25 protein-coding genes are annotated in these 25826 nt (G+C 67.2%); 16 read left to right on the forward strand and 9 right to left on the reverse strand.

What is annotated here, in order from left to right; translation table 11 throughout:
* The first annotated feature begins 30 nt into the window (after positions 1-30).
* From Hhyl6_RS01970 to Hhyl6_RS01995, 6 genes are all read left to right on the forward strand, one after another.
* Entirely contained in the window at positions 31-606 is a 576-nt protein-coding gene (locus Hhyl6_RS01970) for a DUF655 domain-containing protein (RefSeq protein WP_483737543.1), read from the forward strand.
* Positions 607-738: 132 nt separating this feature from the next.
* The gene (locus Hhyl6_RS01975) at positions 739-1596 is read left to right on the forward strand and encodes a 16S ribosomal RNA methyltransferase A (RefSeq protein WP_483737544.1); all 858 of its coding nucleotides are present in this window, start codon (positions 739-741) and stop codon (positions 1594-1596) included.
* 3 nt (positions 1597-1599) lie between these two features.
* The gene (locus tag Hhyl6_RS01980) at positions 1600-2202 is read left to right on the forward strand and encodes a HemK2/MTQ2 family protein methyltransferase (protein ID WP_483737545.1); all 603 of its coding nucleotides are present in this window, start codon (positions 1600-1602) and stop codon (positions 2200-2202) included.
* A 62-nt stretch (positions 2203-2264) separates the two neighbouring features.
* The gene (locus tag Hhyl6_RS01985; RefSeq protein WP_483737546.1) at positions 2265-3260 is read left to right on the forward strand and encodes a 5-methyltetrahydropteroyltriglutamate--homocysteine methyltransferase; all 996 of its coding nucleotides are present in this window, start codon (positions 2265-2267) and stop codon (positions 3258-3260) included.
* Entirely contained in the window at positions 3257-4330 is a 1074-nt protein-coding gene (locus tag Hhyl6_RS01990) for a methionine synthase (protein ID WP_483737547.1), read from the forward strand. The genes Hhyl6_RS01985 and Hhyl6_RS01990 overlap by 4 nt, the downstream gene beginning before the upstream one ends.
* A 365-nt stretch (positions 4331-4695) precedes the next feature.
* Positions 4696-5208, forward strand: coding sequence for an HTH domain-containing protein (locus Hhyl6_RS01995; protein WP_483737548.1), 513 nt, complete (start codon positions 4696-4698; stop codon positions 5206-5208).
* Here the strand turns inward: Hhyl6_RS01995 and Hhyl6_RS02000 are convergent.
* The 4 genes from Hhyl6_RS02000 to Hhyl6_RS02015 form a co-directional block, all read right to left on the reverse strand.
* The gene (locus tag Hhyl6_RS02000) at positions 5205-6350 is read right to left on the reverse strand and encodes an ABC transporter permease (RefSeq protein WP_483737549.1); all 1146 of its coding nucleotides are present in this window, start codon (positions 6348-6350) and stop codon (positions 5205-5207) included. The two genes, Hhyl6_RS01995 and Hhyl6_RS02000, sit on opposite strands and share 4 nt — an antisense overlap.
* Positions 6343-7023 (reverse strand): ABC transporter ATP-binding protein, encoded by a 681-nt coding sequence (locus Hhyl6_RS02005; protein WP_483737550.1) that lies wholly within the window; start codon positions 7021-7023, stop codon positions 6343-6345. The genes Hhyl6_RS02000 and Hhyl6_RS02005 overlap by 8 nt, the downstream gene beginning before the upstream one ends.
* Entirely contained in the window at positions 7020-8501 is a 1482-nt protein-coding gene (locus Hhyl6_RS02010) for a COG1361 family protein (protein WP_483737551.1), read from the reverse strand. The genes Hhyl6_RS02005 and Hhyl6_RS02010 overlap by 4 nt, the downstream gene beginning before the upstream one ends.
* A 223-nt stretch (positions 8502-8724) precedes the next feature.
* Positions 8725-9738, reverse strand: a complete 1014-nt coding sequence (locus Hhyl6_RS02015) for a phosphotransferase family protein (RefSeq protein ID WP_483737552.1) — start codon at positions 9736-9738, stop codon at positions 8725-8727.
* Positions 9739-9879: 141 nt separating this feature from the next.
* Between Hhyl6_RS02015 and Hhyl6_RS02020 the strand changes: the two genes are divergently transcribed.
* Both Hhyl6_RS02020 and Hhyl6_RS02025 read left to right on the forward strand, forming a co-directional pair.
* Positions 9880-11037 (forward strand): dihydropteroate synthase, encoded by a 1158-nt coding sequence (locus Hhyl6_RS02020; protein ID WP_483737553.1) that lies wholly within the window; start codon positions 9880-9882, stop codon positions 11035-11037.
* 49 nt (positions 11038-11086) lie between these two features.
* Entirely contained in the window at positions 11087-12052 is a 966-nt protein-coding gene (locus Hhyl6_RS02025; RefSeq protein WP_483737554.1) for a M48 family metallopeptidase, read from the forward strand.
* Positions 12053-12076: 24 nt separating this feature from the next.
* Here the strand turns inward: Hhyl6_RS02025 and Hhyl6_RS02030 are convergent, their stop codons facing one another.
* Positions 12077-12757: a haloacid dehalogenase type II gene (locus Hhyl6_RS02030; RefSeq protein ID WP_483737555.1), complete on the reverse strand. Its 681-nt coding sequence runs from the start codon at positions 12755-12757 to the stop codon at positions 12077-12079.
* Positions 12758-12872: 115 nt separating this feature from the next.
* On the opposite strand from Hhyl6_RS02030, the gene Hhyl6_RS02035 reads away from it, so the two are divergent.
* Both Hhyl6_RS02035 and Hhyl6_RS02040 read left to right on the forward strand, forming a co-directional pair.
* On the forward strand, positions 12873-13637 hold the full coding sequence (locus tag Hhyl6_RS02035; RefSeq protein WP_483737556.1) for an SDR family NAD(P)-dependent oxidoreductase: 765 nt from the start codon (positions 12873-12875) through the stop codon (positions 13635-13637).
* On the forward strand, positions 13634-14632 hold the full coding sequence (locus tag Hhyl6_RS02040) for a TIGR04024 family LLM class F420-dependent oxidoreductase (protein WP_483737557.1): 999 nt from the start codon (positions 13634-13636) through the stop codon (positions 14630-14632). The genes Hhyl6_RS02035 and Hhyl6_RS02040 overlap by 4 nt, the downstream gene beginning before the upstream one ends.
* 18 nt (positions 14633-14650) lie before the next feature.
* Here Hhyl6_RS02040 and Hhyl6_RS02045 read toward each other — a convergent pair whose 3' ends face one another.
* Complete coding sequence (locus Hhyl6_RS02045) at positions 14651-15346, reverse strand: 6-hydroxymethylpterin diphosphokinase MptE-like protein (protein WP_483737558.1); 696 nt, start codon at positions 15344-15346, stop codon at positions 14651-14653.
* Between the two features lie 213 nt (positions 15347-15559).
* Here Hhyl6_RS02045 and Hhyl6_RS02050 point away from each other — a divergent pair, with 213 nt between their 5' ends.
* From Hhyl6_RS02050 to Hhyl6_RS02065, 4 genes are all read left to right on the forward strand, one after another.
* Positions 15560-17020, forward strand: coding sequence for an alpha,alpha-trehalose-phosphate synthase (UDP-forming) (locus tag Hhyl6_RS02050; RefSeq protein WP_483737559.1), 1461 nt, complete (start codon positions 15560-15562; stop codon positions 17018-17020).
* 135 nt (positions 17021-17155) lie between these two features.
* Entirely contained in the window at positions 17156-17728 is a 573-nt protein-coding gene (locus Hhyl6_RS02055; RefSeq protein ID WP_483737560.1) for a DoxX family membrane protein, read from the forward strand.
* Positions 17729-17774: 46 nt separating this feature from the next.
* Complete coding sequence (locus tag Hhyl6_RS02060; protein WP_483737561.1) at positions 17775-18299, forward strand: DUF8114 family protein; 525 nt, start codon at positions 17775-17777, stop codon at positions 18297-18299.
* The gene (locus Hhyl6_RS02065; protein WP_483737562.1) at positions 18296-19054 is read left to right on the forward strand and encodes an RNA methyltransferase; all 759 of its coding nucleotides are present in this window, start codon (positions 18296-18298) and stop codon (positions 19052-19054) included. Before Hhyl6_RS02060 ends, Hhyl6_RS02065 begins: the two co-directional genes overlap by 4 nt.
* Here the strand turns inward: Hhyl6_RS02065 and Hhyl6_RS02070 are convergent, their stop codons facing one another.
* Entirely contained in the window at positions 19055-20542 is a 1488-nt protein-coding gene (locus Hhyl6_RS02070; RefSeq protein WP_483737563.1) for a DUF7504 family protein, read from the reverse strand. It abuts the gene before it with no gap.
* Between the two features lie 62 nt (positions 20543-20604).
* Positions 20605-22479, reverse strand: a complete 1875-nt coding sequence (gatE, locus tag Hhyl6_RS02075; protein ID WP_483737564.1) for a Glu-tRNA(Gln) amidotransferase subunit GatE — start codon at positions 22477-22479, stop codon at positions 20605-20607.
* Between the two features lie 82 nt (positions 22480-22561).
* On the opposite strand from gatE, the gene Hhyl6_RS02080 reads away from it, so the two are divergent.
* Positions 22562-23350 (forward strand): DUF7537 family lipoprotein, encoded by a 789-nt coding sequence (locus tag Hhyl6_RS02080; protein WP_483737565.1) that lies wholly within the window; start codon positions 22562-22564, stop codon positions 23348-23350.
* A 248-nt stretch (positions 23351-23598) separates the two neighbouring features.
* On the opposite strand, the gene Hhyl6_RS02085 is transcribed toward Hhyl6_RS02080, so the two are convergent.
* Positions 23599-25005 (reverse strand): class II fumarate hydratase, encoded by a 1407-nt coding sequence (locus Hhyl6_RS02085; protein ID WP_483737566.1) that lies wholly within the window; start codon positions 25003-25005, stop codon positions 23599-23601.
* 616 nt (positions 25006-25621) lie between these two features.
* Here Hhyl6_RS02085 and Hhyl6_RS02090 point away from each other — a divergent pair.
* A complete protein-coding gene (locus Hhyl6_RS02090) occupies positions 25622-25822 on the forward strand; it encodes a hypothetical protein (RefSeq protein ID WP_483737567.1) in 201 nt (66 codons plus the stop codon).
* Positions 25823-25826: the final 4 nt, after the last annotated feature.

A 25826-nucleotide genomic window follows, 5' to 3' on the forward strand; every position in this document is an offset into this window, starting at 1 on the left:
ATTAAGTGTGTTCTCGTCGTACCGCGGTACATGAGCAGCACGGAGAGCGGTAGTGACGACATGGTCGCGGCAGTGCTCGATGTCCTCCCACACGGGCGGAGCGACGACGACCGACCCCAACACCAGAAAGAACCGCTCGCGTACGCCCTCGGTATCGAGGAGTTCTACATCTACGAACTGACACTCTCGGACGACGCGGACATCGCTTTCGGAGACCGTATCGACCTGACCGAGTTCGGTCGGGTCCGGGAGCGAGAGTTCGACGACCTGCCGAGCGGTGCCCGCTCGGAACTGGAGTACGCCGTCGAAGAGATAGTCGAGGCGGACGAAGAGCGGTTCGTCGACTTCTACAACGACGCTCAGCCCATCACGCTTCGCCTCCACCAGTTGAACCTCCTGCCGGGCATCGGGAAGAAACTCCGCAACACCATCCTCGACGAGCGAAAGCGCAAGCCCTTCGAGAGCTTCGAGGAGTTAGAGGACCGAGTCAGCGGCCTCCACAACCCGAGGGAAGTCCTCGTCGAGCGCATCCTCGAAGAACTTCGCGAGGACGACCTGAAGTATCGGTTGTTCGTTCGCCGGAGCGAGCAAGGCGAGGGTGAGTGACGCGAGGACGACTGCGGGGAGTCCTCGGCCCGTCCGAACGGGGTGCGAAGCGACCCGTGAGTAGAACGGCCCTCGTAGCGACGCGGTCCGAGTAGGCGCGCTTTTCAACCGCCGACCGTCTACGGAGTCACAATGACCGAGACGCCGACAGGGAGTCGCGACCCGGACGCCCTCGTCCGCCGGGCGGGCAAACGGGCCGACACCCGACAGGACCAGCACTTCCTCGTCGACGACCGGGTCCTCGACCGCATCCCGACGTACGCCGTCGACGCGGGGATGGACCTCGCGCACGTCCTCGAAATCGGTGGCGGCCCGGGTGCGCTCACGGACCGTCTGCTACCCGTCGCGGACCGGGTCACCGTCGTCGAACGGGACCCGGACTTCGCGGCGCACTTGCGCGAGGAGTTCGCCGACGAAATCGAGGCGGGTCGCCTGACCGTCGTTCAGGGGGACGCACTCGACGTGGACCTGCCGGAGTTCACGGCGAGCGTCTCGAACCTCCCGTACGGCGCGTCCTCTGAGATAGCGTTCCGACTCCTCCCCGAAGGGCGACCGCTCGTCCTGATGTTCCAGCAGGAGTTCGCCGAACGGATGGCCGCCGACCCCGGAACCGACGACTACGGCAGACTCTCGGTGACCGCGGGCCACTACGCAGACGTCGACGTGGTCGAGACAGTTCCGAAGCAGGCGTTCGACCCCCAGCCACGCGTCACGAGCGCGCTCGTACGGACGACGCCCCGAGAACCGGACTACACCGTGCCGGACGACGACTTCTTCATGGACTTCCTGAAGGCCGTGTTCACCCAGCGCCGGAAGACGATGCGCAACGCCGTCCGGAACACGGCCCACATCTCGGGGCTGGGCGACCCGGACGCCGTCGTCGAGGCCGCCGACGAGGACCTGATGAGCGCCCGGGCCGGGACCCTCACCCCGGCGGACTTCGCCGACCTCGCCACGCTGGCCCACGACGTGGGCGACCCGGAGGAGTGAGCGATGAGCGAGGAGGAGTCGAACGGGTCGGGCCGTCCCGCGCTGGCCGACCGGCGAGGCGTCGAGTCCGTGTATCAACCTGCGGAAGACTCCGCGTTGCTCGCGCGGACGGCGAGCGAACGCGTCGAGGAGGGCGACCGGACGCTGGACGTGGGTACTGGGTCCGGGTTCGTCGCGGCGGCGATGGCCGAGGCGGGTGCGGCCGCCGTCGGCGTGGACGTGAACCCGCTCGCGTGTCGGCAGGCGCGGGGCCGGGGGGTCGCGGCCGTCCGCGGGAACCTCGTGGACCCGTTCCGAGACGACGCCTTCGACGTCGTCGCGTTCAACCCGCCCTACCTCCCGACGCCCGCCGAGAAAGAGTGGGACGACTGGATGGAACACGCCCTCTCGGGCGGCGAGGACGGGCGACGACTCGTCGACCCGTTCCTCGAATCGGTCGGCCGAGTCCTCGCGCCGGACGGCGAGGCGCTCCTTCTCGTCAGCAGCCTCACCGACCCCGAAGCGGTCCGCGAGTACGCCCGCGAGTGTGGGCTAGTCGGCGAGCGTATCGCTAGCGAGAAGCACCCGTACGAACTGCTCGTCGTCCTTCGCTTCGAGCGAGGGTGATTACTGTTAGGCATTTTCTTGAATAGGAAATATTAAAGCCCGTCATTTCGTAGCCGAGTGCAATGACACAGATAGTCGCCACGACACCCGGCCTGTTCCCGCTGCCGGACTGGGCCAAGGACGAACTGTCTGACCTGAAGGGTCACCAGAAGACCGACCTCATCAGCGGTGACGAGGGCGCCGAAATCGTCGACGCCTACGACCGCGCCCGCGAGGAAGTCGTCTCGCTCCAACAGGAGGCCGGCCTCGAGCGCGTCGTCGAGGGGCAACTGCGCTGGGACGACATGCTCGCCCACCCGCTGGCAGTCCACGACAGCGTCGAGACCCGCGGCATCGTCCGGTACTACGACAACAACAACTTCTACCGAGAGCCAGTCGTGCAGGGCGACCTGACGCCGGACGGCGACGTCGCCGCCGAACTCGACGCGGCCGCCGAACTGGTCGACGACGGCCTGCAGGCGGTCCTGCCGGGCCCGTACTCGCTGGCCGACCTCGCGACGGACGAACACTACGGCGACGAGGCCGCGTTCCTCGACGCCATCGCGGAGTTCCTCGCCGGCGAAGTCGACCAGTTCCCCGACGTCGAGACGCTGTTCCTGCTGGAACCGTCGCTCGTCGAGAACGACCCCGATGACGGGACGGACGAACGAGTCAGCGAGGCCATCGACGCCGTCGCCAGCGCCACCGACGCCGACGTCGTCGCCCACACCTACTGGGGCGCAATCGAGGAGAAGACCTACGCGCACCTGATGGACGCGGACGTCGACGCCATCGGCTTCGACCTCGTCTCCGACCACGACAGCAACGTCTACAACGTGCAGGAGTACGGGACGAAGGACGACGTGGCGCTGGGCGTCGTCGACGGCCAGAACACGCTCGTCGAGTCCCCCGAGACCATCCGCGACCGCATCGACTGGTTCGAACAGCAGACCAACACGGTGTACGACACCGTCTACGCCACCGCGAACACCGAACTGTTCTATCTCCCCGTCAACAAGTTCGCGGACAAACTCGAATCGCTTGCGAACGCCGCCGACCTCGAAGAGGTGGAAGCATGACTGGCCCACGAGAGCAGTTCCGACCGGAGAATCACGAGAACGACCACTTCCTGCTGACGACCGTCGTCGGTTCCTACCCCAAACCGAAGTGGCACGACCGCGCCCGCGAGATGTTCGAGGACGAGGACGCCGACTTCGGCGAGAAGGAGTGGGAGGAGTCGAAGGACGACGCCTCGCGACTCATCACCCACGAGCACGAGCGCTGTGGACTGGACGTCATCTGTGACGGCGAGATGCGCCGCAACGAGATGGTCGAGTACTTCGCCCACCGCATCGACGGCTACGAGTTCAACGGCCGCGTGAAGGTGTGGGGTCACAACTACTTCGACAAGCCGTCGGTCGCCGACGAAGTCGAGTACGGCGAACAGTGGCTGGTCGAGGAGTTCGAGTTCACCGACGAGGTGGCCGAACGCCCCGTCAAAGTCCCGATTACCGGCCCGTACACGCTCGCGAACTGGTCGTTCAACGAGGTATACGAGAGCGAGGAGCAACTGGCCTACGAACTGGCCGACCTCGTCAACGAGGAGATAGAGGCGCTGGTCGACGCCGGTGCGCGCTACATCCAGATAGACGAACCGGCGCTGGCGACGACGCCCGACGACCACGCCATCGTCGGGGAGTGTCTCGAACGCATCGTCGACGAGATTCCTGACGACGTCCGTCTCGGCCTCCACGTCTGTTACGGCGACTACTCCCGCATCTACCCCGAGATTCTGGACTACCCCGTCCACGAGTACGACCTCGAACTCGCAAACGGCGACTTCGACCAACTGGACGTGTTCAAGGAACACGAGTTCACGAAGGACTTCGCGATGGGCGTCCTGGACGCCCACACCGCCGAAGTCGAGTCCGTCGAGGAGATAAAGGAGAACATCAAGAAGGGACTCGAAGTCGTCCCGCCGGAGCGACTCACCGTCTCCCCGGACTGCGGCGTGAAACTCCTGCCCCGCGAAGTCGCGTACGGCAAGATGGAGAACATGGTGCAGGCGGCCCGCGAAATCGAAGAGGAACTCGACGCCGGCGAGATAGACGTCGTCGCGAACGGTGCGGAAGCGAGCGCGGACGACTAGCGACGCGATTGCATCGGCCGCGTCGGCGGCAAACCACTAACCGAGCCGGTCCTTTTCCAACCGTCCCGAAGACGAGACGGACAGCGGTCCGTCTCTCCCGAGCCATCGCCGACAACCAGATGATACTCCCCGGTGGTCACACGGGAGAAAATTCGACGTCGGACGAAAGTCCAATCGACCAGCGCAGAAATATTGTTGTTGCTTGTTGTCAATTTAGTCCACAACAGATTTCTCCAAATATACTCTTTGTTGCATTTCTAGGGTCTATACCTCGCAATTCCTTCGTGAAATCATATAGTTGTACGAACACGAGAATCTGGGAAAGAGTTTAGTCACAGTCAGGAGATGGTCACCCTGAGAGCACCATGACAGAGGACACACACCTCCGGGCGGAACTGTATCTTCGCGGAGACACCTACGGTACGTTCGACGCCCAACAGCAGGTGCTGAACCGAGTCAAGCGGCTCGAAGCCAACGGGGTCTTCACCGACTCGATGGTCGCGGGCGAGTGGCAGCGCATCCGGACGATGGCCGAGGACAAACGCTCGGGCGCGCTGGCGACCTACGAGGAGTTCCGCGACTGGGCGGAGCGGAACGGTTCCTCACTGGAACCGGCCTTCGAGCGACGGACGCGCAGTTACGTCGGTCTGGACCGGGTCGACGACGTTGTCGTGTTCCCCGTCGTCTCGCTGGCTATCTACGACGACACGCAGTTGCAGGCCGTCTTCCCCTGTACCGACGGCGACATGACGTACACGGTGGGCGACGCGCTGGAGGCGTTCGAGCGCGGCGACGAGGACTGGCTGGTGCAGTTCGACTCCGTCACCGTCGGCCGCACGGAACCGTGGCTCGAACCCGGCGTCGAGACGACGCCCTAGCCTCGCAGCGCTTCGACCGGTTCTTCACTCGCCGCTTTCCACGCCGGATAGAGGCCGCTGACGATACTGGTCACGACGGCGAACCCGAAGGCGGCGAGCAGGTACCACGCGTTGGCGAGGCGAAACACCGCCGTCGCGTCGTCGACAGTGTAGTGGTTGATTGCCAGTCCGGCACCGAGGCTGAGGACGACGCCGACCAGACCGCCGACGACGCCCAGTAGCGTGGCCTCCGTCAGCATCACCTTCAGCACGTCGCGCTTCTGGTAGCCGACGGCGCGGAGGACGCCGATTTCCTCGCGGCGCTCAACGGTGGACATCAACATCACGTTGAGGATGGAGATGCCGGCCACCAGCAGAGAGATGGAGGCGATACCCACCAGCACGGTGTTGATTATCTGGAACTGCTGTTCGATGGTATCCACGAGCGACCCGAGTTCGTTCACCGTCACCCGTTGCTGTCGGTCGTTGAGCGCGCCCCTGATTGCCATCGCCGTCTCGTTGGCCTGCGTCCCGGAGTCGGCCGTGACGTACACCTGCGCGTAGCCGCGCTCGTCGAAGTGCGAGGCCGGCAGAATGACGCGGTTGTCGGGGTTCAGCTGCGAGAAGGCGTCGCCCGATTCGAGGACCGCCCGGACGCGGACCGTGGTCCCGTTGACGGCGATGGTACTGCCGGGGTGTAAGTCGTGTTCCTCGGCGACGCTCGTGCCGACGAGGACCCCCGAGCGGAACGGTTCCGGGATGCGACCCTCGCTGGCGTTGTACACCTCCGCTGGCTGTTCCAGTCCGTAGACGAACTCCGACGTGTTCCGTTTACGGTCGTACGCGATGGGTTCGATACCCTGTTTGACCGGCGAGACGGTCACGCCCGGGCCGGCGACGCGCCGAATCTCCCGAACGTCGCGCTCTGAGAGGCTGGTGACCCCGGCGTCCTGATTCGGCGACACCGTCACCTGGTTACCGAGGTCACCGAGGTTCTGTGTGAACGAGTACTGCAGGGCGACGCCGAACATCCCCAGCGAGGCGATGGCGATGACCCCGATGACGATGCCAAGCGAGGCCAGTAGCGACCGCATCTTCGTCCGCGTGAGGTTCCGCCGCGCCATCAACACCGCCGGGAAGCGGCGGTACAGCGGGTCAAGCATCGAGTACCTCCTTGCCGACGGTCCCGTCGACGAGGTGGACCGTCCGGTCGACGTACTCGTTGACGAGTTCGTCGTGGGTCACCGCGACGATGGCGACATCCTGTTCGTCGGCGATGCGTCGGAACTCGTCGAGAATCTGGCGACCGGTGTCCCGGTCGAGGCTCCCGGTCGGTTCGTCGGCGAGGACGATGGCCGGGTCGTTGATGAGCGACCGGGCGATGGCGACCCGCTGTTTCTGCCCGCCCGATAGCTCGTCCGGACGGTGGTCGAATCGGTCACCCAATCCCACGCGAGTCAGGAGGTCCTTGGCGCGGGCGGCCCGGTTCGGGTCGCGGTCGAACAGTCGGGGCACCTCGACGTTCTCGACGGCGGACAGCGTCGGCAGGAGGTAGAAGTGCTGGAAGACGAAGCCGATGGTCTGCTTTCGCAGGCGCGTCCGCTTCCGGTCGCCGAGGTCTGTCACGTCCCGTCCGTTCAGGCGGACGCGTCCCTCCGTCGGCGTCGACAGCAGTCCGAGGATGTTCAGGAGGGTCGTCTTGCCGCTCCCGCTCGGTCCCATGATGGAGACGAACTCGCCGGCCGACAGCGAGAAGTCGACGCCGCCGAGGGCCTCCAGCGTCTCGCCGCCGGTCCGGTACCGCTTGACGACGTTCTGGGCGTCGATGACCGTCATATCTCGACGTCGTCTTCGCCGTCGCGCCTGTACCTGCGGACGAGGATGACCGCGACGACGACGAGTGCGAGAGCCCCCACGGCGACGACGGGGAGGAGGCCGCTCCCGCTACTCCGGTCGGTCGGCGTTCGTTCGGCGTCGGCACCGGTCGTGCCGATTGCCACCGGAATCGTCCGGCGCTTGCGGTCGCCGTCCACGAGGTAGGACACCTCGACCGGCACCGACGAGACGTTCCCGTCGGTGCGGGCCGTCAGGTCGAAGGAGACGAAGTCGCTGGCCGGGACGGTGCCGACGAAGTAGTCCCGGTTCGGCTCCGCCGGTTCGACGCCCTCTGTGGGCACGACGCTGAGGACGACGCTGTCGGCCGTCGTCATCCCGACGTTGCTCGCGCTCCCGGTAATCTGGACCACGCCGCCCTGTCTGGCGACCGAGAGGCCGGTCAGTCTGATTGCGCCCGGTACCGACCGGAGTACCGCCGTCGTCGACGCCGTTCGCTGTTCGGTTCCGACCTCGTACCGAGCGTCGACGGAGACGTCGGCCCGCGGTTCGGACATCGTGACGTTCAAGCGCACGCGTTCCGAGGACCCAGCGGGAATCGTCTGGACGATAGCGCGGCGGAACGTCGCGTTCTCGGACGACGCCGTGACGACGACGTTCGCTACCGGAGCGTTCCCCTGATTGAGTACGTCGACGGCCAACGCTCGGTCGTCACCGCTCCCCACGCCCGTCGCGTCGAGGACGACGCCCTCTCTGAGCGGGTCGCTTCGAACCGTCGTCGTCCGGGTCACCGTCCGCTCGGTGTCGTTGGCGACGGTGTAGGAGAGCGTCGCCCGGAGTTCGTGGGGGCCCTCGCTCTCCGGGCGGAATCGGAACGGTGCGGTGGCCGTCTCTCCCTGTGGGAGCGACGCCAGCACGGTCCGCTCTTCGAGCATGGTGACTCCGTCGCCGGAGACGGTCACCTCGACGTTCGAGACGTCGGTGTCGAGGCCGTTAGCGACCGTCACCGTCCCGGAGGACGGGACGCCGGCGACGGAGTCGTTGGCCCGGACGTCCAGTTGGGGGTGGCGCTCGCGGACGGACACCGAGACGGGGTATCGGAGTTGGACCGACTCGTCCGTGTTGGGGTTGTAGGCGTAGACGAAGACGCGCAGGTCCCGCGTCCCTTCGGACTCGAAGGAGTGAGTCAGGGGGACACGTATCTCGGCCCCCGGCGAGAGCGTCCCGACGTTTCGAACCCGGGCGTACTCCGTGACACCGCCCCCGCCGGCCCGACGGAGCGCGACGTCCCGAATCGCCAAGGGGTCGCTGCTGCTCTGGAGGTTCCGTATCGTCGGCGTGAACGTGATGGTCTCGCCGGGAGCGGGGCCGGATGGCGAGACGGCTACTCCGGTGACGGACGCGTTGACGCCAGCGCCGGCCGCGGTCATCGGGACGGCGGTGGCGAGGACGACGAGTGCGAGGAGCGTTACGCGACGCATCGCTCCGCCCGTATCGACCGAACGTTCGTTTGGAAGGCGGCGCGTGGAGAGTGCATTCGACAGGAGGGGACCACTGTCATGCGGGTGAGTGCACGGAGCGGCGAGTTAAACCTGCTGAATCTTGTGGCCGATTCGGCGGCGTATTTTTCTCTGCAAACCCCGGAGTGGGCGTCTAACCGACGCCGGCCGGTTCGAGTGGCGCGACCGAGCGCCGTGCCGACGTTCAGGACGGAATCGCCTCGATGAGGCGCTCGAACTGCTGGCGGTACTGGGCCTCGGCGCGCGCCCGTGCCAGCCCGGACGACTCCGCGAAGGCCGCCTCGAACCCCGCCATCCGCCACAGCAGGGTCGAGAGCTGGTACAGCGGCCGGCGCTCTGCGTACCCGTCCTCGAAGGCCATGTGGCGGTGCGAGCGATAGCCCTCGTGGAACTCTGTGCGGAGCGTCTCGCGTATCTCCGGGTCGCTAAACGAGGAGTCGATAAAGAGGAACTCCGTCTGTGCGAGGTTGTACTCCGGCAGGGCCGCGAGGACGTCCTGCCAGTCCAGCACGGCCGTAATCGGGGCCTCGTCCTCGGCGTCGAACAGGAGGTTCGCCGGGCGGAAGTCGTCGTGGACGAGTCGGGGGACGCCGTCCTCGGGGACGACGTCCAACGCCGGGTCGACGCGGCCCGCCGCCCGGTCCGCGACGTCCTCGAACCGGGTGTCGTCCAGTCGAGCGATGTGGGTTCGGGTGAGCTGTTCGAAGTACTCCCGCCAACTCCCCATCCAGTCGCGGACGATGAGACGGCCGTCGTGGAGGTCCAGTCGACCGAACGCCTCGAATCCGATTTCGGAGTGCATGTCGCCGAGGACGCCGCCGGCCTGCCGCATGACCCGCTGTCGGTGGGCCGTCGAGAGACCGGCGAACTCCTCGGCGAGGTTCTGGCCGTGGACGCGTTCGGTGACGAAGTAGGGGGGCACGTCGACGGCGGGGTCCTGCTTGAACACGAGGATGCGCGGCACGGGCACCTCGGTACGGTTGGCGACGTACTCGTGGAGTTTGGGTTCGACGGCGAAGGGGACGTCACCCGCCGGTTTGAACTTCACCACCACCTCGTACTGCTCGCCGCCGTGGTCGAGCGTCACCAGATACACGTCGCTCTGGTGGCCACCGCCCGGCGTCTCGAAGGAGAACCCGTCGTGGTCGGGCCCGGACTCGTCGAGAACCGCTTCGATGTCCCGTTCCGGCGTCGACACACTCACCGGCTAAGCGGGAGGGCTAAATAAAACTGTCAGTCCACACGGTATCTCATCCGCCGGGTTAGCCACCCCGAACGTTCCACCCAAGGGACCACCGGAAGTGGAGGGACTATGTGCGAGCAGTCCTGAGTCCCGGCTATGCGCACGGTCGACATCGACGGCCTCCCGGTGGGGGACGGCCACCCCACGCGAGTCATGAGCGTGTTGAACATGAGTTCGAACTCGGGGTACGAGCCGAGCGTCTATCTCGACCCGGCCGAGGCCGCCGAGGCCATCGAACAGACCCTCGTCCCCGCGGGGGCGGACATCGTCGACGTCGGCCTCCAGTCGGCCAACCCGAAGTACGAGTCCAAGCCCGTCGAGAAGGAACTGGACAGACTGGCGGAGGTCGCACCGCTCGTGGACGAACTCGACGCCGACGTGCCCCTCTCGCTGGAGACGCGCTACGCCGAGGTGGCCGAGGAGGCTATCGGCTACGGGTTCGACCTCATCAACGACGTCTGTGGCTTCGCGGACCCGGACATGCGGTCGGTCGTCGAGGCCCACGACATGCCGGTCGTGAAGATGGCGAGTCCGCCGGACCTCTCTGCGCCCGGCGCGCTGAAGACGATGGACGAACTGTTCGAGGCCCTGCAACGGGACGGGTTCACCGACCAGACCATCATCGACCCGGCCTTCGGCGGGTGGTACGACGGCAAGGAGTTCGAGGACAACTGGGAGATGTTCCGCCGCCTGCGGGAGTTCCGCGCGTTCGGCCGACCGATGCTCACCGCGACCAACCGCGAGGACTTCCTCGGCGACCTCGCCGGCCGCCCGGAGACGGAGGACCAACTGGCCGTCAGCCTCGCGGCGGCCACGATGGAGGCCGAACGCGGGTCCCACATCATCCGCACCCACGACACGCAGGAGACCCACGACGTGGTCCGGGTGGCCGACGCACTCGGCGACGAACGAACGGTGCGGCCACAGACCGACGCCGGCCCGACCGTCGCCGAACTGACCGACGTGACCCTCAGAGAGGTCGAGCGCAACCAGTCGCTCGGCGAGACGCTGGCCGGCGACACCGAGGATGGGGCGACGCTCACCTTCCTGCTCGGTGACCTCGCCGAGGACGAAGCGGCGAGCGTCCGGGCCGTCGCGGACGTGGTGGACGTGGTGCTGGTAGAGAAGTCGAGCGGCGCCCTGTATCTGGGCGGGTCGGCGGCCGCTACGAAAGTGGTCGCCGACAGCCTCGCCGAGGACGGCCACCGCGAACTGGCCGGCGAGATACGGGCGTCGCTCTCGCGGCGCGTCTGAGCGGCCGCGAACCCCACAGCGTTATTGCGTCGGCGTCGGTGGGCCGGACATGGTCCGGGGAGCGTGGGGGTTGCGCCTGCGGATGGTCGTGATACTCGCCGTTCTCGCCCTCGTTGTGCTCGTAGTGCCCGTGCTCGCGGTGGTGGGCGGTCTACTGATGACGCTTCAGCTACTCCTGTTGGTCGCTATCGCCGTCGAGAACGTGACCACGGTGGCCTCGATACCGCCGGAGTGGCTCGCGGTCACCGTCGTCCTCGGAACTGTCGTAGGGACGGGTGTCATCCTCCGGGACGTGTGGCGACTGTCGGTGAGCGGCGGCGAATCGATACTCGCCGACGTCGAGACGGAGCCCGCGAGTCCGGGCCTGGTCCGGACCGTCGAGCGACTCGCACAGCAGGTCGACTGCCGGCCGCCGACGGTTCGAGTGACCGACGCCGACGTCGGCGGGGCGATGACCGTCGGAACCCGTCCCTCGTCGTCGACGCTCGTCCTCTCCGGCAGGGCGGTCGATAGGTTAGACGACAGGGAACTGCGCGCGGTCGTCGCTCACGAACTCGCGCATCTCTCGAACAGGGACGCCGCAGTCCTGACGCTGGCCTCGAAACCGCTCGTCGTGCAGGCGGACGACGCAGACGATTCGACCCGACTCTGGGGGGCGACGGTCAGCGAACTGCTGGTCGCGTGGCTCTCGCGGACCCGCGAACTCGCGGCCGACCGGGGGGCCGTCGCGGCGACCGGTGACCCGGCGGCGCTGGCCAGCGCACTGGAGGCGCTGGAGGACGGGACCGGAGCGCCGAACGAAGACCTGCGGACGACCACGCACGCGGCGTTCGGCATCGTCCCGCCGGACGACGAGCGGACGGTCGGCTACGACCCGTCGTGGCCCCGGGAACCGCTGTTCTGGTCGGCCCGAAAGCCGATTCGAAAGGCGCGCGCCGCGCTCAGAGCGACCCACCCCCGCACCGAGGACCGCATCGAACGCCTCCGGGAGATGGCCGAGTCCGCCGAGGCGTAGCCGAGTCCCCGCTACGACGCTTCGCTATGCCAGTTCGTCCACGAGGTCGTGGAACGACCCGATGGTCAGGTCGGGGTCGCCGGCGAAGGAGTCCCACGGGCCGTCGTCACGGTTGACCCACACGCCCTGCATCCCGGCGTGCATCGCGCCGTAGACGTCGAAGTAGCCCGCGGTGACGTGCGCGATTTCGTCGATTGGCGTCCCAGTCCGGGCGGCGGCGTGGCGGTACAGTTCGGCCTCGGGCTTGAACGTCGCTATCTCGTCGGCGCTTATCGCGTCCTCGAGGAGGCCGCCGATGCCGGCGTGGTCGACCATCGACTCCAGCATCTCCGGGTTGCCGTTCGAGACGACGTAAAGGTCGTACCCGGCGTCGTGGAGGCGGTCCATCCCGTCGCGCACGTCGTCGAAGACGTCGAGTTCGTGGTAGACGGCCAGAATCTCGTCGCGCTCTTCGGTGGAGACGTCGACGCCGTGGGCGTCCAGCGCGTACTGGAGAGCGTCGCGGTTCATCTCGTAGAACGGCTTGTACGCGTCGACGGCGTTGGCGACGAACGTGTAGGCGAGCGACCGGGAGCGCCAGAGCCGGGACACTGGCCGTGGGTCCGGCACCCGCTCTCGAAGCGCGTTCTCCGCGGCCTCGACGTCGACGATGGTGCTGTACGAGTCGAAGGTTATCGTGGTGACGCGGTCCGGGTCGAACGACATGCCGGCAGGTACGCCCTCCCGACTGAAAAGAACCGTCGGGAGATTGAACTCCGTTTCCACGCCGCGACCCCGACGCGCCTGTGGGTTTATGCCACGCGCGGCCGGAGTGCGGGCCATGCCGGACAGGTTCAGCGTCGAGGGGCCAGCGGTAGTCACCGGCGCGTCGAGAGGTATCGGTCGGGCCGTCGCCGCGACGTTCGCGGCCGACGGAGCGGACGTGGCCATCTGTTCGCGCGACGAGGAAGAGATTACCGAGACGGCGGCGACCCTCTCGGCGGACCACCCGGGAGACGTCATCGGCGTCGAGTGCGACGTCCGCGACCGGGACAGCGTCGAGGCTCTGGTCGAGGCGGCAATCGAGTCGTTCGGCGGCCTCGGCGTGTTGGTGAACAACGCCGGTGCCTCGTTCGTGGCGTCGTTCGAGGACATCTCGCCGAACGGGTGGCAGTCCGTCGTGGACGTCAACCTCACGGGGACGGTCAACTGCGCGCAGGCGGCCAGTGACCATCTGGCCGGCGGCGGCAGCGTCGTCAACGTCGCCAGCGTCGCCGGACGGGACGGCGCGCCGTACATGAGCCACTACGCCGCCTCGAAGGCCGCCGTCGTCAACCTCACGCGCTCGCTGGCCTACGAGTGGGCCGGCGACGACGTGCGCGTGAACTGCGTCGCACCCGGGTACGTCGCGACGCCGGGCCTCGAATCGCAGATGGGCATCAGCGCCGAGGAAATCGACCGCGACGACGTGGACCGCAACGTCGGCGTCAGCGAGGAGATTGCGGACGTGGTCCGGTTTCTCGCCAGCGACGCCGCATCCTTCGTCACCGGCCAGACGCTGTCGCCGCGTGGCGTGCCGCCGATAGAGGAGACCCCAGACCTATGACAGTCAGAGACATCTACCTCCCAGTCGCCGCACAGCCCTCCGTCGAGACGCTCGTCGGGATGAGCCAACTCGCCGAAGACGCCGGCTACGAACGCGTCTGGCTCCCGGAGACGTGGGGCCGGGACGCCGTCACCACCCTGTCGAGCATCGCCGAACACACCGACGACGTGGGCATCGGGACGTCGGTGATGAACGTCTACTCCCGGTCGCCGGCCCTCATCGGCCAGACGGCGGCCACGTTGCAGGAAGTCTCGGAGGGCCGCCTCCGACTGGGCGTCGGCCCGTCCGGCCCCATCGTCGTCGAGGGGTGGCACGGCGTCGATTTCGAGCGACCGCTCCGCCGCACCCGCGAGACCATCGACGTCGTCAAGCAGGTGCTCGCCGGGGAGACGGTGAACTACGACGGCGACGTCTTCCAGCTATCCGGGTTCCGCCTGCGGTGTGACCCGCCGGACCCCGTCCCGCCGGTGGACGCCGGTGGTCTCGGGCCGAAGTCCGTCGAACTCGCCGGCCGGTTCGCCGACGGGTGGCACGCGCTCCTCCTGACCCGGGACGGCCTCGAAGACCGACTGGACGACTTCGAGCGAGGGACGGAACTGGGTGACAGGGACCGCGAGAGTCAGCGAGTGACCCTGTCCCTTCCCTGCTGTGCGCTCGACGACCGGGAGCGAGCACGTGACCTGACGCGCCAGCACGTCGCCTTCTACATCGGCGGGATGGGTACCTACTACCGGGACGCCCTCGCCAGACAGGGCTACGAAGAGACGGCCTACGAGGTGGCCGAGAAGTGGGCCTCCGGCGACCAGGACGGTGCCACCGACGCCATCGGCGACGACCTGTTGGACGCCATCGCCGTCGCGGGGACCCCCGAGGAGTGTCGGGACCAAATCGGTCGGTTCGAGTCGTTGGCCGGCGTCGACGCCATCAACGTCTCGTTCCCGCGGGCGGCCGACCGGGAGGTCATCGACGCGACTATCGACGTGCTGGCACCCTGACCGTCGTCCGGACCCGCACTACCGCGGACTGACGATTGGGTCGATGGCGTCCCGCCGCCCGTCGAGGACCGCGAACCGCTCGCCGCGACGGAGTTCCAGCCAGTACAGGAGTCGTTCGGCCCACGCCAGTTTCCGCCGTTTCTCGGCCCCGAGTGACGAGTCGTCGAAGTCCCACCCGACGAACCGGAGCGAGTCGGCCCCGAAGTGGTCGGCGAAGAACGCCGCCCGGTCGCCGTCGGTGAACCCCCCGAAGTTGTGGACCGTCTCGGTGGGCGCGGCCTGCGTCGTCGGGACGACGAACCCCGCGTCGTACGTCGGGACGTGGTCCTCGACGGCGGGGACGTTGTCCCCGTGGGCGTGGACCAGCACCGGCGTCCCCGACTCGGTGAGTGCCCGGCCGGTCTCGGGGTTCTTGTCGAGGTCGGTCACCATGCAGTCGACGGAGACGCCCGCCTCACGCAGTCGGTCGGCGGCCGTCGAGGCGGCGAGAACCACGTCCGCGTCGGCGGCGCGGTCGGCCTCGGCCTCCAGCGACGGCCCGGCACCGGCGATGGCCACCGTCTTCGACCCGAGAGCGAGGCGTTCCGGTCGGTACGTCTCGCTGTCGGCGAGCAACGCGTCCAGTGTGTCACGGGCCCGTTCGTCGCCGTCCCGACCGTAGCCGAAGTCGGCGAGGATGGCGTCGTAGACGGGCTCCCACGTGTCGAATTCCATAGCTGTCGCTGTGCGGTAAGTTCCAGATAAACCGGGTTGAGCCGAAATGGCACGTCCGTGTACCCCTACCCGGGTGCCCTTTCGGCTTTCAGTCAGGTATTCTGACGCCTCCGGTATAAGCTTTCTCTTACTACCACCTGTATGGCGGCGACTCACCGGTTAGTTACCACGCTCACGACAACCTCAAGGCCCATACGGTCCAACGACACGAGGATGGAAGCGCCGAGTGCCGACACACTCCCGGACTCGCTGGTCGTCGTCTCGAACCGCCAACCCTACAGTCACGAGTGGGTGTCGGACCCCGTAGACGGCCCCGTCGAGGACGTCCGCGTCACCGAGGCCACGGGCGGCGTCACCAGTGCGCTCGACCCCCTGATGCGCGCCCGCGGCGGGACGTGGGTGGCGTGGGCCAGCGGCGACGCCGACATGGCCGTCGCCGACGACGGCGTCGTCGACGTCCCACCCGGCGAGGCGTCCTATCGGCTGAAACGGGTTCCGCTGTCGGACGAGGCCATCGAGGGCTACTACCACGGCTACTCGAATCAGGTCCTCTGGCCGCTCTGTCACGAGGACACCGGACGGATGTGGGGCGAACCCGCCTTCTGGGAGCAGTACCGCGCCGTCAACGACCGGTTCGCCGACGCCGTTCGGAGCGTCACCGACGCCGACGAACTGGTCTGGTTTCAGGACTACCACCTCGCACTGGCCCCCCGTTCGGTGCGGACGGCTCGCCCCGACGCCACCCTGCACCACTTCTGGCACATCCCGTGGCCGGCCCCGTCGGTGTTCAGTCACTGCCCGCACGCCGAACCGATTCTCGACGGCCTGTTGGCCTGCGACGTCGTGGGCTTTCACACGGAGACGTTCGTCACCCGGTTCCTCCGGTGCGTGGCGGCCGTGCTGCCCGACGCGACGGTCGACGAGGACCGAGGCGTGGTCCACTACGACGGTGCGTCTACCCACGTCGTAGCGAACCCCCTCGGAATCGACGTCGAGGGCGTCCGCGGACGGGCCGAAGCGGCCGACCCTGCGGCGGTCCGGCGGCGCGTCCTCGGCGAAACGGTTCCGGACCCGTCGATTCCCCTCGTCCTCGGCGTCGAGCGTCTCGACTACTCGAAGGGGATTCCCGAACGCATCGCCGCACTCGACCACCTCTGGGAACGGCGGCCGGACCTCCGCGGGGCGTTCACCTACGTCCAGAAGGCCAGTCGGACCAGAGAGGGCATCGCCACGTACCGCCGGTATCGACAGGACGTGGTAGCCGAGATTCAGCACGTGAACGACCGCTACGCCACCGACGACTGGCAACCGATAGCCTACACCGAGCGGAAACTCAGCGCCGAGACGCTAGACGGCCTCTACCGCGTCGCGGACGTGGCCCTCGTCACGCCCCACCGCGACGGGATGAACCTCGTCGCCCACGAGTACCCGACGGCCTGCGTCGACGGCGAGGGTGCCCTCGTACTGAGCGAACTCGCCGGGGCCGCGACGCAACTCGACGGAGCCCTGACCGTCAACCCCCACGACATCGCCGGCATCGCCGACACGCTCGAGCGGGCGCTCGAACTCGACCCGTCGGAGCGACGGGAGCGACTCGAACGGTTACAAGAGAGCGTCGCGGCGCTGGACAGTCGGCACTGGGTCGACCGCCAGTTCGCCGCCGGCCCCGAATGAGGGTGTTTGTTTCACTCGACCTTGTGCCGTATCCACACGATAGGGAGTTTCTATATCGAATAATCTGACGTTTCGCTTCCCAAAGTTCGAGAAACACCCCGTAGATATATGTCGTATTAAAGTCTACTATTAGACATGAGTACCAGACAGACACTCCAATCGGAGATACTCGGGCGGCACGTCACATTCGACTACTCGGAGACGTGGGTCGGCTACTCGCTGTTCCTCCTGCGCATCGTGATGGGCTGGACGCTGTTCCAGGGCGGCGTGACGAAACTCATCACGTACCTCGACGGGAACCCGGAGAACAACTGGACGGCGGCCGGCTTCCTCGCCAACGCCATCCCCGAAGGTAACCCCTTCACCGGGATGTTCACGGCGATGGCCGGGAACCCGCTCATCGACTGGTTGAACATGCTGGGCCTGACGCTGGCCGGGTTGGCGCTCCTGCTGGGCGCGCTGGTCCGTTTCGCCGCGTTCTGGGGCGCCGTGATGATGCTGTTCTACTGGCTCGCGTCGCTACAGGGCGGCCTGCTGGCCGGCCTCCCCGTGGCCCACGGCTGGGTCGTCGACGACCACATCGTCTACGCCGCTCTGCTGTTCGGCCTCGGCGCGTTCGGTGCCGGCCGCATCCTCGGCCTCGACAGCTATCTGGAGGACCTCTCGGTCGTCCAGAACAACCGGTGGCTCCGCCTGCTCCTCGGGTAGGCACAACACCGCGCTCTTTTAGTCTCGCTGCCGACTACGGCGGCGTATGGCCAAGGTCAACATCGGACTGCGGGGTTGGCGGTTCGACGAGGACGTGCTGAACGACGAGGGGAAGGTCCGTCCGCTGAAGACGATGGAACCGGAGGTGCGCCAGCGCATCCTCGTGCTGGCAGAACGGGTCGTAGACCCCTGTGACGCCTGTTGGCTCGTCCACGGGGAGGACGACGTCGACCAGTGTAACGTCGCAGAGGTCATCTACGGCGAACCGCGGGGGGAAGTCGTGCTCTGTTCCGCCCACGAACCGGACTTCCTGTACTGGTTCCGAGAGGCGGGCGGCGAGGCGTACGCCGGCGAACTCGAACTCGGTGACGCGTTCCACGCGTGGTTCGACGCGGGCAACCGCGCACCCGAGGACTACGAGGGACTCGAACACGTCGACGAGGACCCCACGGCGCTCCCAGAGGCGCCCGACCGCTCCGAGGCGGTCCCGGGGCTCGAAGAGGAAGTCGAGCAGTTCGACGAGGAGGACCTCGACGCGATTGACGTGGACCTCGGCGACCTCGACGTATGATTACCGTCGCCGTCGTCGACGCCGAGACGCCGGGCAACGTCGGCACCATCGCCCGGTCGATGAAGAACTTCGGTCTCTCGGAGTTACTGCTCGTGGACCCGCCGGAACTGGACCGCGACGGCGAGGCCTACGGATTCGCCGGTCAGGCCCGCGAGGACATCCTGCCCGAGGCACGCGAAGTCACGTTCGACCACCTCGTCGAGAACTACCACACGGTCGCCTGCACCGCGACGACGAACGAGGACCCCTCCAGCCACGTCCGCTATCCGGCGAAGACGCCCGCTGAACTGGCCGACTCGCTGGCCGGCGTCGACAGCGACACGTGCGTCGTCTTCGGTCGGGAACGTGTCGGCCTCACGAACGACGAACTCGCCCGTCTCGACGAGGTCTGCTCGATTCCGGCGAGCGCAGACTACCCCGTGTTGAACCTCGGACAGGCCGCCACCATCGTCCTGTACGAGCTCCGCACGGTGACCGTAGAGCGCGACCAACACCCCGAGGAACTCCACGCCAGAGCGGACGAGCGGTCGGTCGAAGGGCTACACGGCGAGTTTGAGCGGTTCCTCGAAACTATCGGTCATCCGGCGGAGAAGCGGCCGAAGACCCAGCGGATGTTCCGCCGGGTGCTGGGGCGGGCCCACCCGACCGGTCGGGAGACGCGGACGCTCAGAGGGCTGTTCCGACGGGCACGACAGCGAATCGACCGGACAGGAGGCGAGACAGACGCAGACGGAGACGCTGGCGGTCCGACCTAATCAGTCGGTCGCCGGTTCTCGGCCGCGGGTGCCGTCCGAGGCGGCGTACGTCTCCGCGAGGTACGCGTCGAGTCGCCGGACGATGTCCCGGTCGTAGGTCCAGAGCCCCTCGAACTCGCTGCTCTCCCCCCGTTCGACGGCGAGCAACGCCGCCGGTCGTCCGGCGTCGCCAGCGCCGTCGAAGACCACGAACCACGATTCGGTCAGTTCGGTGTCGTCCCCGGCGTGGACGGTGACGCCCGGGAGCGTCGCGTCGACGTCGCCCTCCCCGTAGACGTGCACGTCGATGCCGCTGTCGGCCAGTCGTTCGTAGATGCGGGCGCTCTGCGGGTCGTCGACCAAGCGCGATAGCTGTTGGAATCCCGCGTGTAGCCGTCCCGACCCGACGCGGTTCGCGAGGAGTTCGATGGTGTGGCTCACGTCGAGGAGCAGGGACGTATCCGCCGAAGCGGCCCCGAACACCGAGCGGTCCAACTGCGTCAGCAGGTCGCTGGTCCGACGCCTCGCGAAGGGGTCGTCGGCGTCCTCCCCTTCGATGTCGATGGCCGCCGCCAACGACGGTACCGTCTCGCTCGCGAGGAGGTCGTCCCCGTGGTGGAGGAGTGCGATAGAGCTGGGTTCGGCCACGTCCAGCGACGCCTCGCGGACGGCCACCCCGTGCCGGTCGAAGTAGCGTTCGACCACTGCGAGCGTCTCCGGAGGGCCGTCGTAGTTACACACCGTCAGTGTCGGCGAGTCCCGTCGCACCGACTCCAGCACCGACCGGAGCGAGTCGGGGACCGTGACGTCGGCAGTCGAAACCGGACCCGGTTTCTCGGGGGGAGCGACCTCACCGCCCGTCGGGTCGAAGGCGGCCCACTCGGTCGTCCCAGAGTCGATGCCCCGGACGCGCAGTTCTGTGCGGCCCTCGGCCTCCCTGACCTCGACGACGCCGTCGACGAACGACCGGAGGCGCTGGAGGTGTTCGGGGTCCATCGTGTTGGAGTGAGCGACGACGAACCCGACGCCGTCGGCGTCGCTGATACGGTTGGTGACGACGTGGAGGAATCTGACCACCTGTTCCGGGGAGGCGTACAGCGACATCGTCGTCAGCGAGAAGAGTCCGAAGCGAATCCGCGTCGAGTGGTCGGTGTAGAGGGTTTCGAGCAGACGAGTCAGTTCCATCCCGATGCCCGTCAGGTCTGCGGGAGAACTCACGCGACTGTCCAGCGGCCCCAGTCCGACGTCCCCGTGAGCGTCGCCGACGCAGTCGACGACGCCGAGCGGCAGGTCATCGGTCGGCCGACCCGCGGACTCGCTCAGCGAGTCCCGCACCTCGTCAGCGCTCGTGTCCGTCGAGACGACGGCGACGGCTTCCCCGTCTTCGAAGCCGCGCGCGAGCAGTCGCGTCGTGAGGGTCCGCTTCCCGGTCATCGGCGGGCCGACCACCAGCACCGTCGACCCGGGGTCGAGAGTATCGACCGGGAGGAGACCCCCAATATCGTACATACCGCAGGTACGTGCGGCGGGGATAGAAGTGTACCGGCTCGAACTGTCTTCGAGCGTGTATTTCAGGCCCGCTTCTGTATCTCCTCGCGGAGGACGTCGCTGACCGTGTCGCCGTCGGCCTTCCCACGGAGCGCGCCCATGCACTCGCCCATGAGCGCCGAGAACGCGCCCATCCCCTCCTCGGCGACCTGTCCCTCGTGACGCTCGACGACGTCGACGACGGCCTCGCGGACCTCGTCCTCGCCGACCCCGCCGAGGTCCTCCTGCTCGACGGCCTCCTCGGCCGTGAGCGAGGGGGTCTCCGCCAGCGCCGTCAGCAACTCCTCGATACCTTCGCGCGGTACCTCCCCGCTGTCGACGAGCGCCAGCGTCTCGCGGAGGTGGTCGTCGGAGAGGGCCCCGACCGGCACGTCGTCGCGACGCAGTTCCGTCAGCGTCGATTCGAGGGTGCCCGCCGCGAGCGTCGCGTCGACGCCGTCGGCGACGACGGCCTCGAACAGCGGCCAGCGCTGGCCGTACGCCACCTGCTCTGCCAGCCCCGAATCGAGGCCGAACTCGTCCTCGTATCGGGCGACCTTCTCGGTGAGCAGTTCCGGCGTCTCGACCTCGCTCACGTCGGGTTCGACCGGCGGCACGTCCGTCTCGGGGTACATCCGGGCCGCGCCGGGGAGCGGCCGGAGGTAGCGAGAAGTCCCGTCTTCGAGGGCGTCCCGGGTCTCCTCGGGGACGCCCTCGAGTGCCGTCTCCGCCCGTTCGACGACGGCTTCGATGGCGAGTTCGGCCGTCTCCGGGTCGTCGGCGACGAGGGCGACGGCGTCCTCGGGGCCTGCGCCGACCGCCTCTCGGAGCGCCTCGACTTCGGCCTCGGTGACGCCGTAGGCCGGCAGTTCGTCCGTGTGGAAGATGCCGCCCGCACCGTGGCGCTTGGCGTGGTCGGAGAACTCCGTCCCGAGGCGGCGGTCCGGCTGAATCTCCCGGCCGACGAGGCCGTCGAACCCGGAGAGCAGGACCGCCTGCACGCGTCCGCCGCTGTCGAGAGCGCCGCCGATGACGCTCGACTCGGTGCCCTCGAACGTCTCGGTCACGTCCTGCGGGTCGCCGACGGCCGCGCCGCGGGCCTGCAGTTCCTCGGCGACGTCGAGGAGTTCGACCTGCCGGCGGACCTCGTTGCGGACGAGGTCGTCGATGTCGTCCAGACTCTGGACACCCTTGAGTTCGATGCGTGCGCCCTCGGCGATGGAGACGTTGACGTCCTGCCGGATGGTGCCGAGGCCGCGCTTGACCTTCCCCGTCGAGCGCAGCAACATCCCGATTCGTTCGGCGGCCTCGCGGGCCTGTTCGGGCGAGCGGATGTCCGGCTTGGTGCCGATTTCGACCAGCGGGATGCCGAGGCGGTCCAGCGAGAAGCGCACGCCCTCGTCCGTCTCCTCGACGCGCTGGCAGGACTCCTCCTCCAGTAGCATGTCCTCGATGCCGACCGGCCCGTCGCTCGTCTCGATTTCGCCGTCGTTGGCGACCAGCATGGAGCGCTGGAACCCGGTGGTGTTCGACCCGTCGACGACGATTTTCCGCATGACGTTGACCTGGTCGACAACGTGCATGTCCATGAGTTGGCCTATCTCCATGGCCGTCTCCATGGCCTCGCGGTCGACCCGGTGGGGGGGTTCGTCGTCCTCCTCGACCAGACAGGTGGTGTCGTAGGCGAGGTACTCGAACTCCCGGTCGACCATGCTCTCCTCTAAGGCCGCGTCGTCTATCTCGCCGAGTTCGCTCTTGGTCGGGTGGAGGTACCGCGTGAACGAGCGCTCGGACGCCTCCGGTTCCCGCAGTTCCGTCGGGCAGTTACAGAACAGTTTGGTGGCCGTGTCGAGTTGCTGGTGTATCTCCAGCCCGGCCACGAGCCCCAAATCCTCGTAGTCGAAGTCGGCAGCAGTCATTGTCAGCGTGTCCGTGACCGGGGGCCAAAAAACGCTCCCTTCCGCCCCTCGGACTTTTGCCCGCTCCGCCCCATCCTGTCGTGTGCCTCGACACCTCGCACTCCTCGCGGGTCTGCTCGTGGTTACGGCGGGGTGTAGCGGCCTCGCCGACCTCGGCGAGGGAGCGGACCGGTCGTCGACCGTCACGCCAGCGCCCGTTCCCGCGTCGCCGACGCCGACACCCACGGAGCCGCCGGCAGGCATCGGCACGGACGGTGTCCTGCGAGTCCAGACGCTGGCGGCGGACCACCGGACGGCGCTGTGGAACCGTTCGTACACGTTCTACGAACGGTTCGAGCGGACGGGCGAGACGCCGAACGGCACCGTCACCGTCGTCCGGAACGAGGCCACGCGGGTCGCCGGCCCGCGGCGGTATCTCCACCGCCTGCACCGCCAGCGGTATCGCCACAACGAGACGCTCGAACAGTACGAGCAGACGACGTTCGCCGACGGGGAGCAGTGGTACGAGCGCCGGGCCGGCGACAGCGTCACCGAGACGTCGGGGACGCTCCGGTTCACGAAGGACCAGTTCGCCTACGAGTCGACGTTCTACATAGAGCGCTACGTTACAGTTCGGGAGAGTCGGACCCGACGAGTACAACGTGACGGCGACGTGTTCTTCCGCGTGACCGGATGGAACGGGACGCCGCCCTCCGGCGAGGAGGTCCAGTCGTACACCGTCTCGTTCCTCGTCGACCCCGAAGGACTCGTCCACCGCTTCGAGGTGCGCTACCGGACGGACACCGAGACGGTCAGCTACGGGTTCTGGTACCGGAACATCGGCGAAACCGGCGTCTCGCCGCCGTGGTGGCTGACGGTCGACGACGGCTGAACGGGGCGGCGGTCAGGCCGGGTCTAACCGGACCAGTGCTCGGTCGCCCCCGCCCGAGTCTCGCCGGGAACCGTGCCGCGTCGAGGGCCGTTCCGTACAGATGCGCCCCTCGCTACTCTCGCGGTTCACTTCGTTCACCGCGTCGCTTTTTCGAGGGCCTTCACCCCGTTCGGGCCCTCGCTGCTCACGGCTCGCTGTCGCTCGCCGTTTGCGCTTTCCGGAGAAACCGAACGGGGTTCGGTTTCTCCCTACTCGTCCCCGAGGATGCCGCGCTCGGTCATCTTCGCCGGGTCCAGCACCTCGTCGACCTCGTCCTCGTCGAGGTACCCCTCTTCGAGGACGACTTCCCGGATGGTCTTGTCCTCGGCGAGGGCCTTCTTCGCCACCTTGCTGGCCTTGTCGTAGCCGATGGCCGGGTTGAGCGCCGTCGCCAGCGCCATGCTCTGCTCGACGCGCTCTGCGCAGTACTCCTCGTCGGCTTCGAGTTTGGCGACGAACTTCTCGGCGAACACCTCGCTCCCGTTGGCGATGATGCGGGCCGACTGGAGGAAGTTCGAGGCCAGCACCGGCTTGTAGAGGTTGAGGTCTATCTGGCCCTCGGCGGCGCCGGCGGAGACGGCGGCGTCGTTGCCGACGACCTGCTTGTGGACCTGATTGACCGCTTCGGCGACGACCGGGTTTATCTTGCCGGGCATGATGGACGACCCGGGCTGGTTCTCCGGTTGGTCGAGTTCGCCGAGGCCGTTGCGCGGCCCGGAGGCGAGCAGTCGGAGGTCGTTGGCAATCTTGTTCAGCGACCCGGCGACGGTCCGCAGGGCCCCGTGGGCCTCCGACATCGCGTCGTGGGCGGCTTGGGCCTCGAAGTGGTTGTCGGCCTCGCGGAACTCGAGGTCAGTCTCCTGACTGATGTACTCGGCGGCCTTCGCGGGGAACTCGGGGTGGGTGTTGAGTCCCGTCCCGACGGCCGTCCCGCCGAGGGCGAGTTCCGAGAGGCGACTGCGCGTGTCTTGCACGCGCGAGATGCCCTTCTCGACCTGTGTGCGGTACCCCGAGAACTCCTGTCCGAGCATGATGGGCGTCGCGTCCTGCAGGTGGGTCCGCCCGGTCTTGACGACGTTCTCGAACTCGTCTTCCTTCGCGGCGAGTGCGTCGCGCAGGCTCTTCAGCGCGGGCACCACGTCCTTCTCGACGGCCTCCAGCGAGGCGACGTGCATCGCCGTGGGGACGACGTCGTTCGAGGACTGCCCGAAGTTGACGTGGTCGTTCGGGTGAATCTCGCGCGTCCCGATTTCGCCGCCGTACAGTTCCGTGGCACGGTTCGAGATGACCTCGTTGGCGTTCATGTTCGAGGATGTCCCCGACCCGGTCTGGAACACGTCGACGGGGAACTGGTCGTCGTGGTCGCCCGCGATGACCTCGTCGGCGGCCTCGATGATACACTCGGCCTTGTCCTCGGGAACCGTCCCGAGGTCGCGGTTGGCCTGCGCGGCGGCCTTCTTGACGACGCCGAGGGCCCGGACGAACCGACGGCCGAAAGTGACCTGACTGATGGGGAAGTTCTGTATCGCTCGCTGGGTCTGTGCCCCCCAGTAGGCGTCGGCCGGAACTTCCATCTCACCGAGACTGTCCCGTTCGGTCCTGAACTCGTCGCTCATACGTACGGGGAGTCGAACGCCCGCGCGTAAAACCCACCGGTCCGCCGCCCATCGACCCGCCGAGTCTGCGCCCGCGGAAATTTGTTACGTACTACTACATCATGTCCTATCCCGCTCCAGTCGAAACCGAGGTCGTCGAACGACAGTCTCGACCACCTCCTCATCGAGACAGTCACTCGATATCGAGTTAATAATTCTCACCTGCGATACCGACGTATAATCCCGTTAGAGCGGCCAGCAAGTGTGAAATCCATATAGTGACACAAACTAACACACCAACATTTATTGCATTTTCTTACCCACACCAAATAAGCCCGAGAACGCCGAATTCGGGCGTTTCAGGCCCCGAGTGACATGCATGAATATTCGGAACCATTAAGTGTTACGTGTATCCACTTAGGATGAGTTCGACTCCACGGTGACGACCATGACTGACGACCCCGTTTCACGCCCGTCGCGTTCTCGCACTGTCGGTGCGGGAGCGGTGGCTGGCGTGTTCACCTTCGCCGGGGACGACGGGCACGCGGCGGCGCCGCGTCGCCGTCCCGGCGGAGCGAGGACGGGTGACAGTGGTACACCAGCGGCTAAGACGGCAGGCACGTGCGTTCACTGGTGGGTGAACGACGCGACGACGAGGGGAGCGCGGCCCGCGCGACGGCGGGCCGACCCGCCTTCGTTCGTCGCAGCCTCGTTCCCGTCGGGGCGGCGACACATCCCGACGATACCGCCCGTGACAGGGCGTCGTTCCGCGGACGGACTGCGGGACGCCCGCGCCGCCGAGACGGTGTACGACGAACTCACGTCCGCGTACGACTGACACA

The organism is Haloarcula sp. H-hyl6, from assembly GCF_056934455.1.

Excerpts from the sequence above, each read along its gene's own strand:
- Hhyl6_RS01995 (WP_483737548.1), top strand. The coding sequence starts at position 4,696 with ATGACAGAGGACACACACCTCCGGGCGGAACTGTATCTTCGCGGAGAC.
- Hhyl6_RS01975 (WP_483737544.1), top strand. The coding sequence starts at position 739 with ATGACCGAGACGCCGACAGGGAGTCGCGACCCGGACGCCCTCGTCCGC.
- Hhyl6_RS02020 (WP_483737553.1), top strand. The coding sequence starts at position 9,880 with ATGCGCACGGTCGACATCGACGGCCTCCCGGTGGGGGACGGCCACCCC.
- Hhyl6_RS02050 (WP_483737559.1), top strand. The coding sequence starts at position 15,560 with ATGGAAGCGCCGAGTGCCGACACACTCCCGGACTCGCTGGTCGTCGTC.
- Hhyl6_RS02055 (WP_483737560.1), top strand. The coding sequence starts at position 17,156 with ATGAGTACCAGACAGACACTCCAATCGGAGATACTCGGGCGGCACGTC.
- Hhyl6_RS01970 (WP_483737543.1), top strand. The coding sequence starts at position 31 with ATGAGCAGCACGGAGAGCGGTAGTGACGACATGGTCGCGGCAGTGCTC.
- Hhyl6_RS02065 (WP_483737562.1), top strand. The coding sequence starts at position 18,296 with ATGATTACCGTCGCCGTCGTCGACGCCGAGACGCCGGGCAACGTCGGC.
- gatE (WP_483737564.1), bottom strand. The coding sequence starts at position 22,479 with ATGACTGCTGCCGACTTCGACTACGAGGATTTGGGGCTCGTGGCCGGG.
- Hhyl6_RS02060 (WP_483737561.1), top strand. The coding sequence starts at position 17,775 with ATGGCCAAGGTCAACATCGGACTGCGGGGTTGGCGGTTCGACGAGGAC.
- Hhyl6_RS02025 (WP_483737554.1), top strand. The coding sequence starts at position 11,087 with ATGGTCCGGGGAGCGTGGGGGTTGCGCCTGCGGATGGTCGTGATACTC.
- Hhyl6_RS01980 (WP_483737545.1), top strand. The coding sequence starts at position 1,600 with ATGAGCGAGGAGGAGTCGAACGGGTCGGGCCGTCCCGCGCTGGCCGAC.
- Hhyl6_RS02000 (WP_483737549.1), bottom strand. The coding sequence starts at position 6,350 with ATGCTTGACCCGCTGTACCGCCGCTTCCCGGCGGTGTTGATGGCGCGG.
- Hhyl6_RS02035 (WP_483737556.1), top strand. The coding sequence starts at position 12,873 with ATGCCGGACAGGTTCAGCGTCGAGGGGCCAGCGGTAGTCACCGGCGCG.
- Hhyl6_RS02005 (WP_483737550.1), bottom strand. The coding sequence starts at position 7,023 with ATGACGGTCATCGACGCCCAGAACGTCGTCAAGCGGTACCGGACCGGC.
- Hhyl6_RS01985 (WP_483737546.1), top strand. The coding sequence starts at position 2,265 with ATGACACAGATAGTCGCCACGACACCCGGCCTGTTCCCGCTGCCGGAC.
- Hhyl6_RS02040 (WP_483737557.1), top strand. The coding sequence starts at position 13,634 with ATGACAGTCAGAGACATCTACCTCCCAGTCGCCGCACAGCCCTCCGTC.
- Hhyl6_RS02045 (WP_483737558.1), bottom strand. The coding sequence starts at position 15,346 with ATGGAATTCGACACGTGGGAGCCCGTCTACGACGCCATCCTCGCCGAC.
- Hhyl6_RS02030 (WP_483737555.1), bottom strand. The coding sequence starts at position 12,757 with ATGTCGTTCGACCCGGACCGCGTCACCACGATAACCTTCGACTCGTAC.
- Hhyl6_RS02085 (WP_483737566.1), bottom strand. The coding sequence starts at position 25,005 with ATGAGCGACGAGTTCAGGACCGAACGGGACAGTCTCGGTGAGATGGAA.
- Hhyl6_RS01990 (WP_483737547.1), top strand. The coding sequence starts at position 3,257 with ATGACTGGCCCACGAGAGCAGTTCCGACCGGAGAATCACGAGAACGAC.
- Hhyl6_RS02070 (WP_483737563.1), bottom strand. The coding sequence starts at position 20,542 with ATGTACGATATTGGGGGTCTCCTCCCGGTCGATACTCTCGACCCCGGG.
- Hhyl6_RS02010 (WP_483737551.1), bottom strand. The coding sequence starts at position 8,501 with ATGCGTCGCGTAACGCTCCTCGCACTCGTCGTCCTCGCCACCGCCGTC.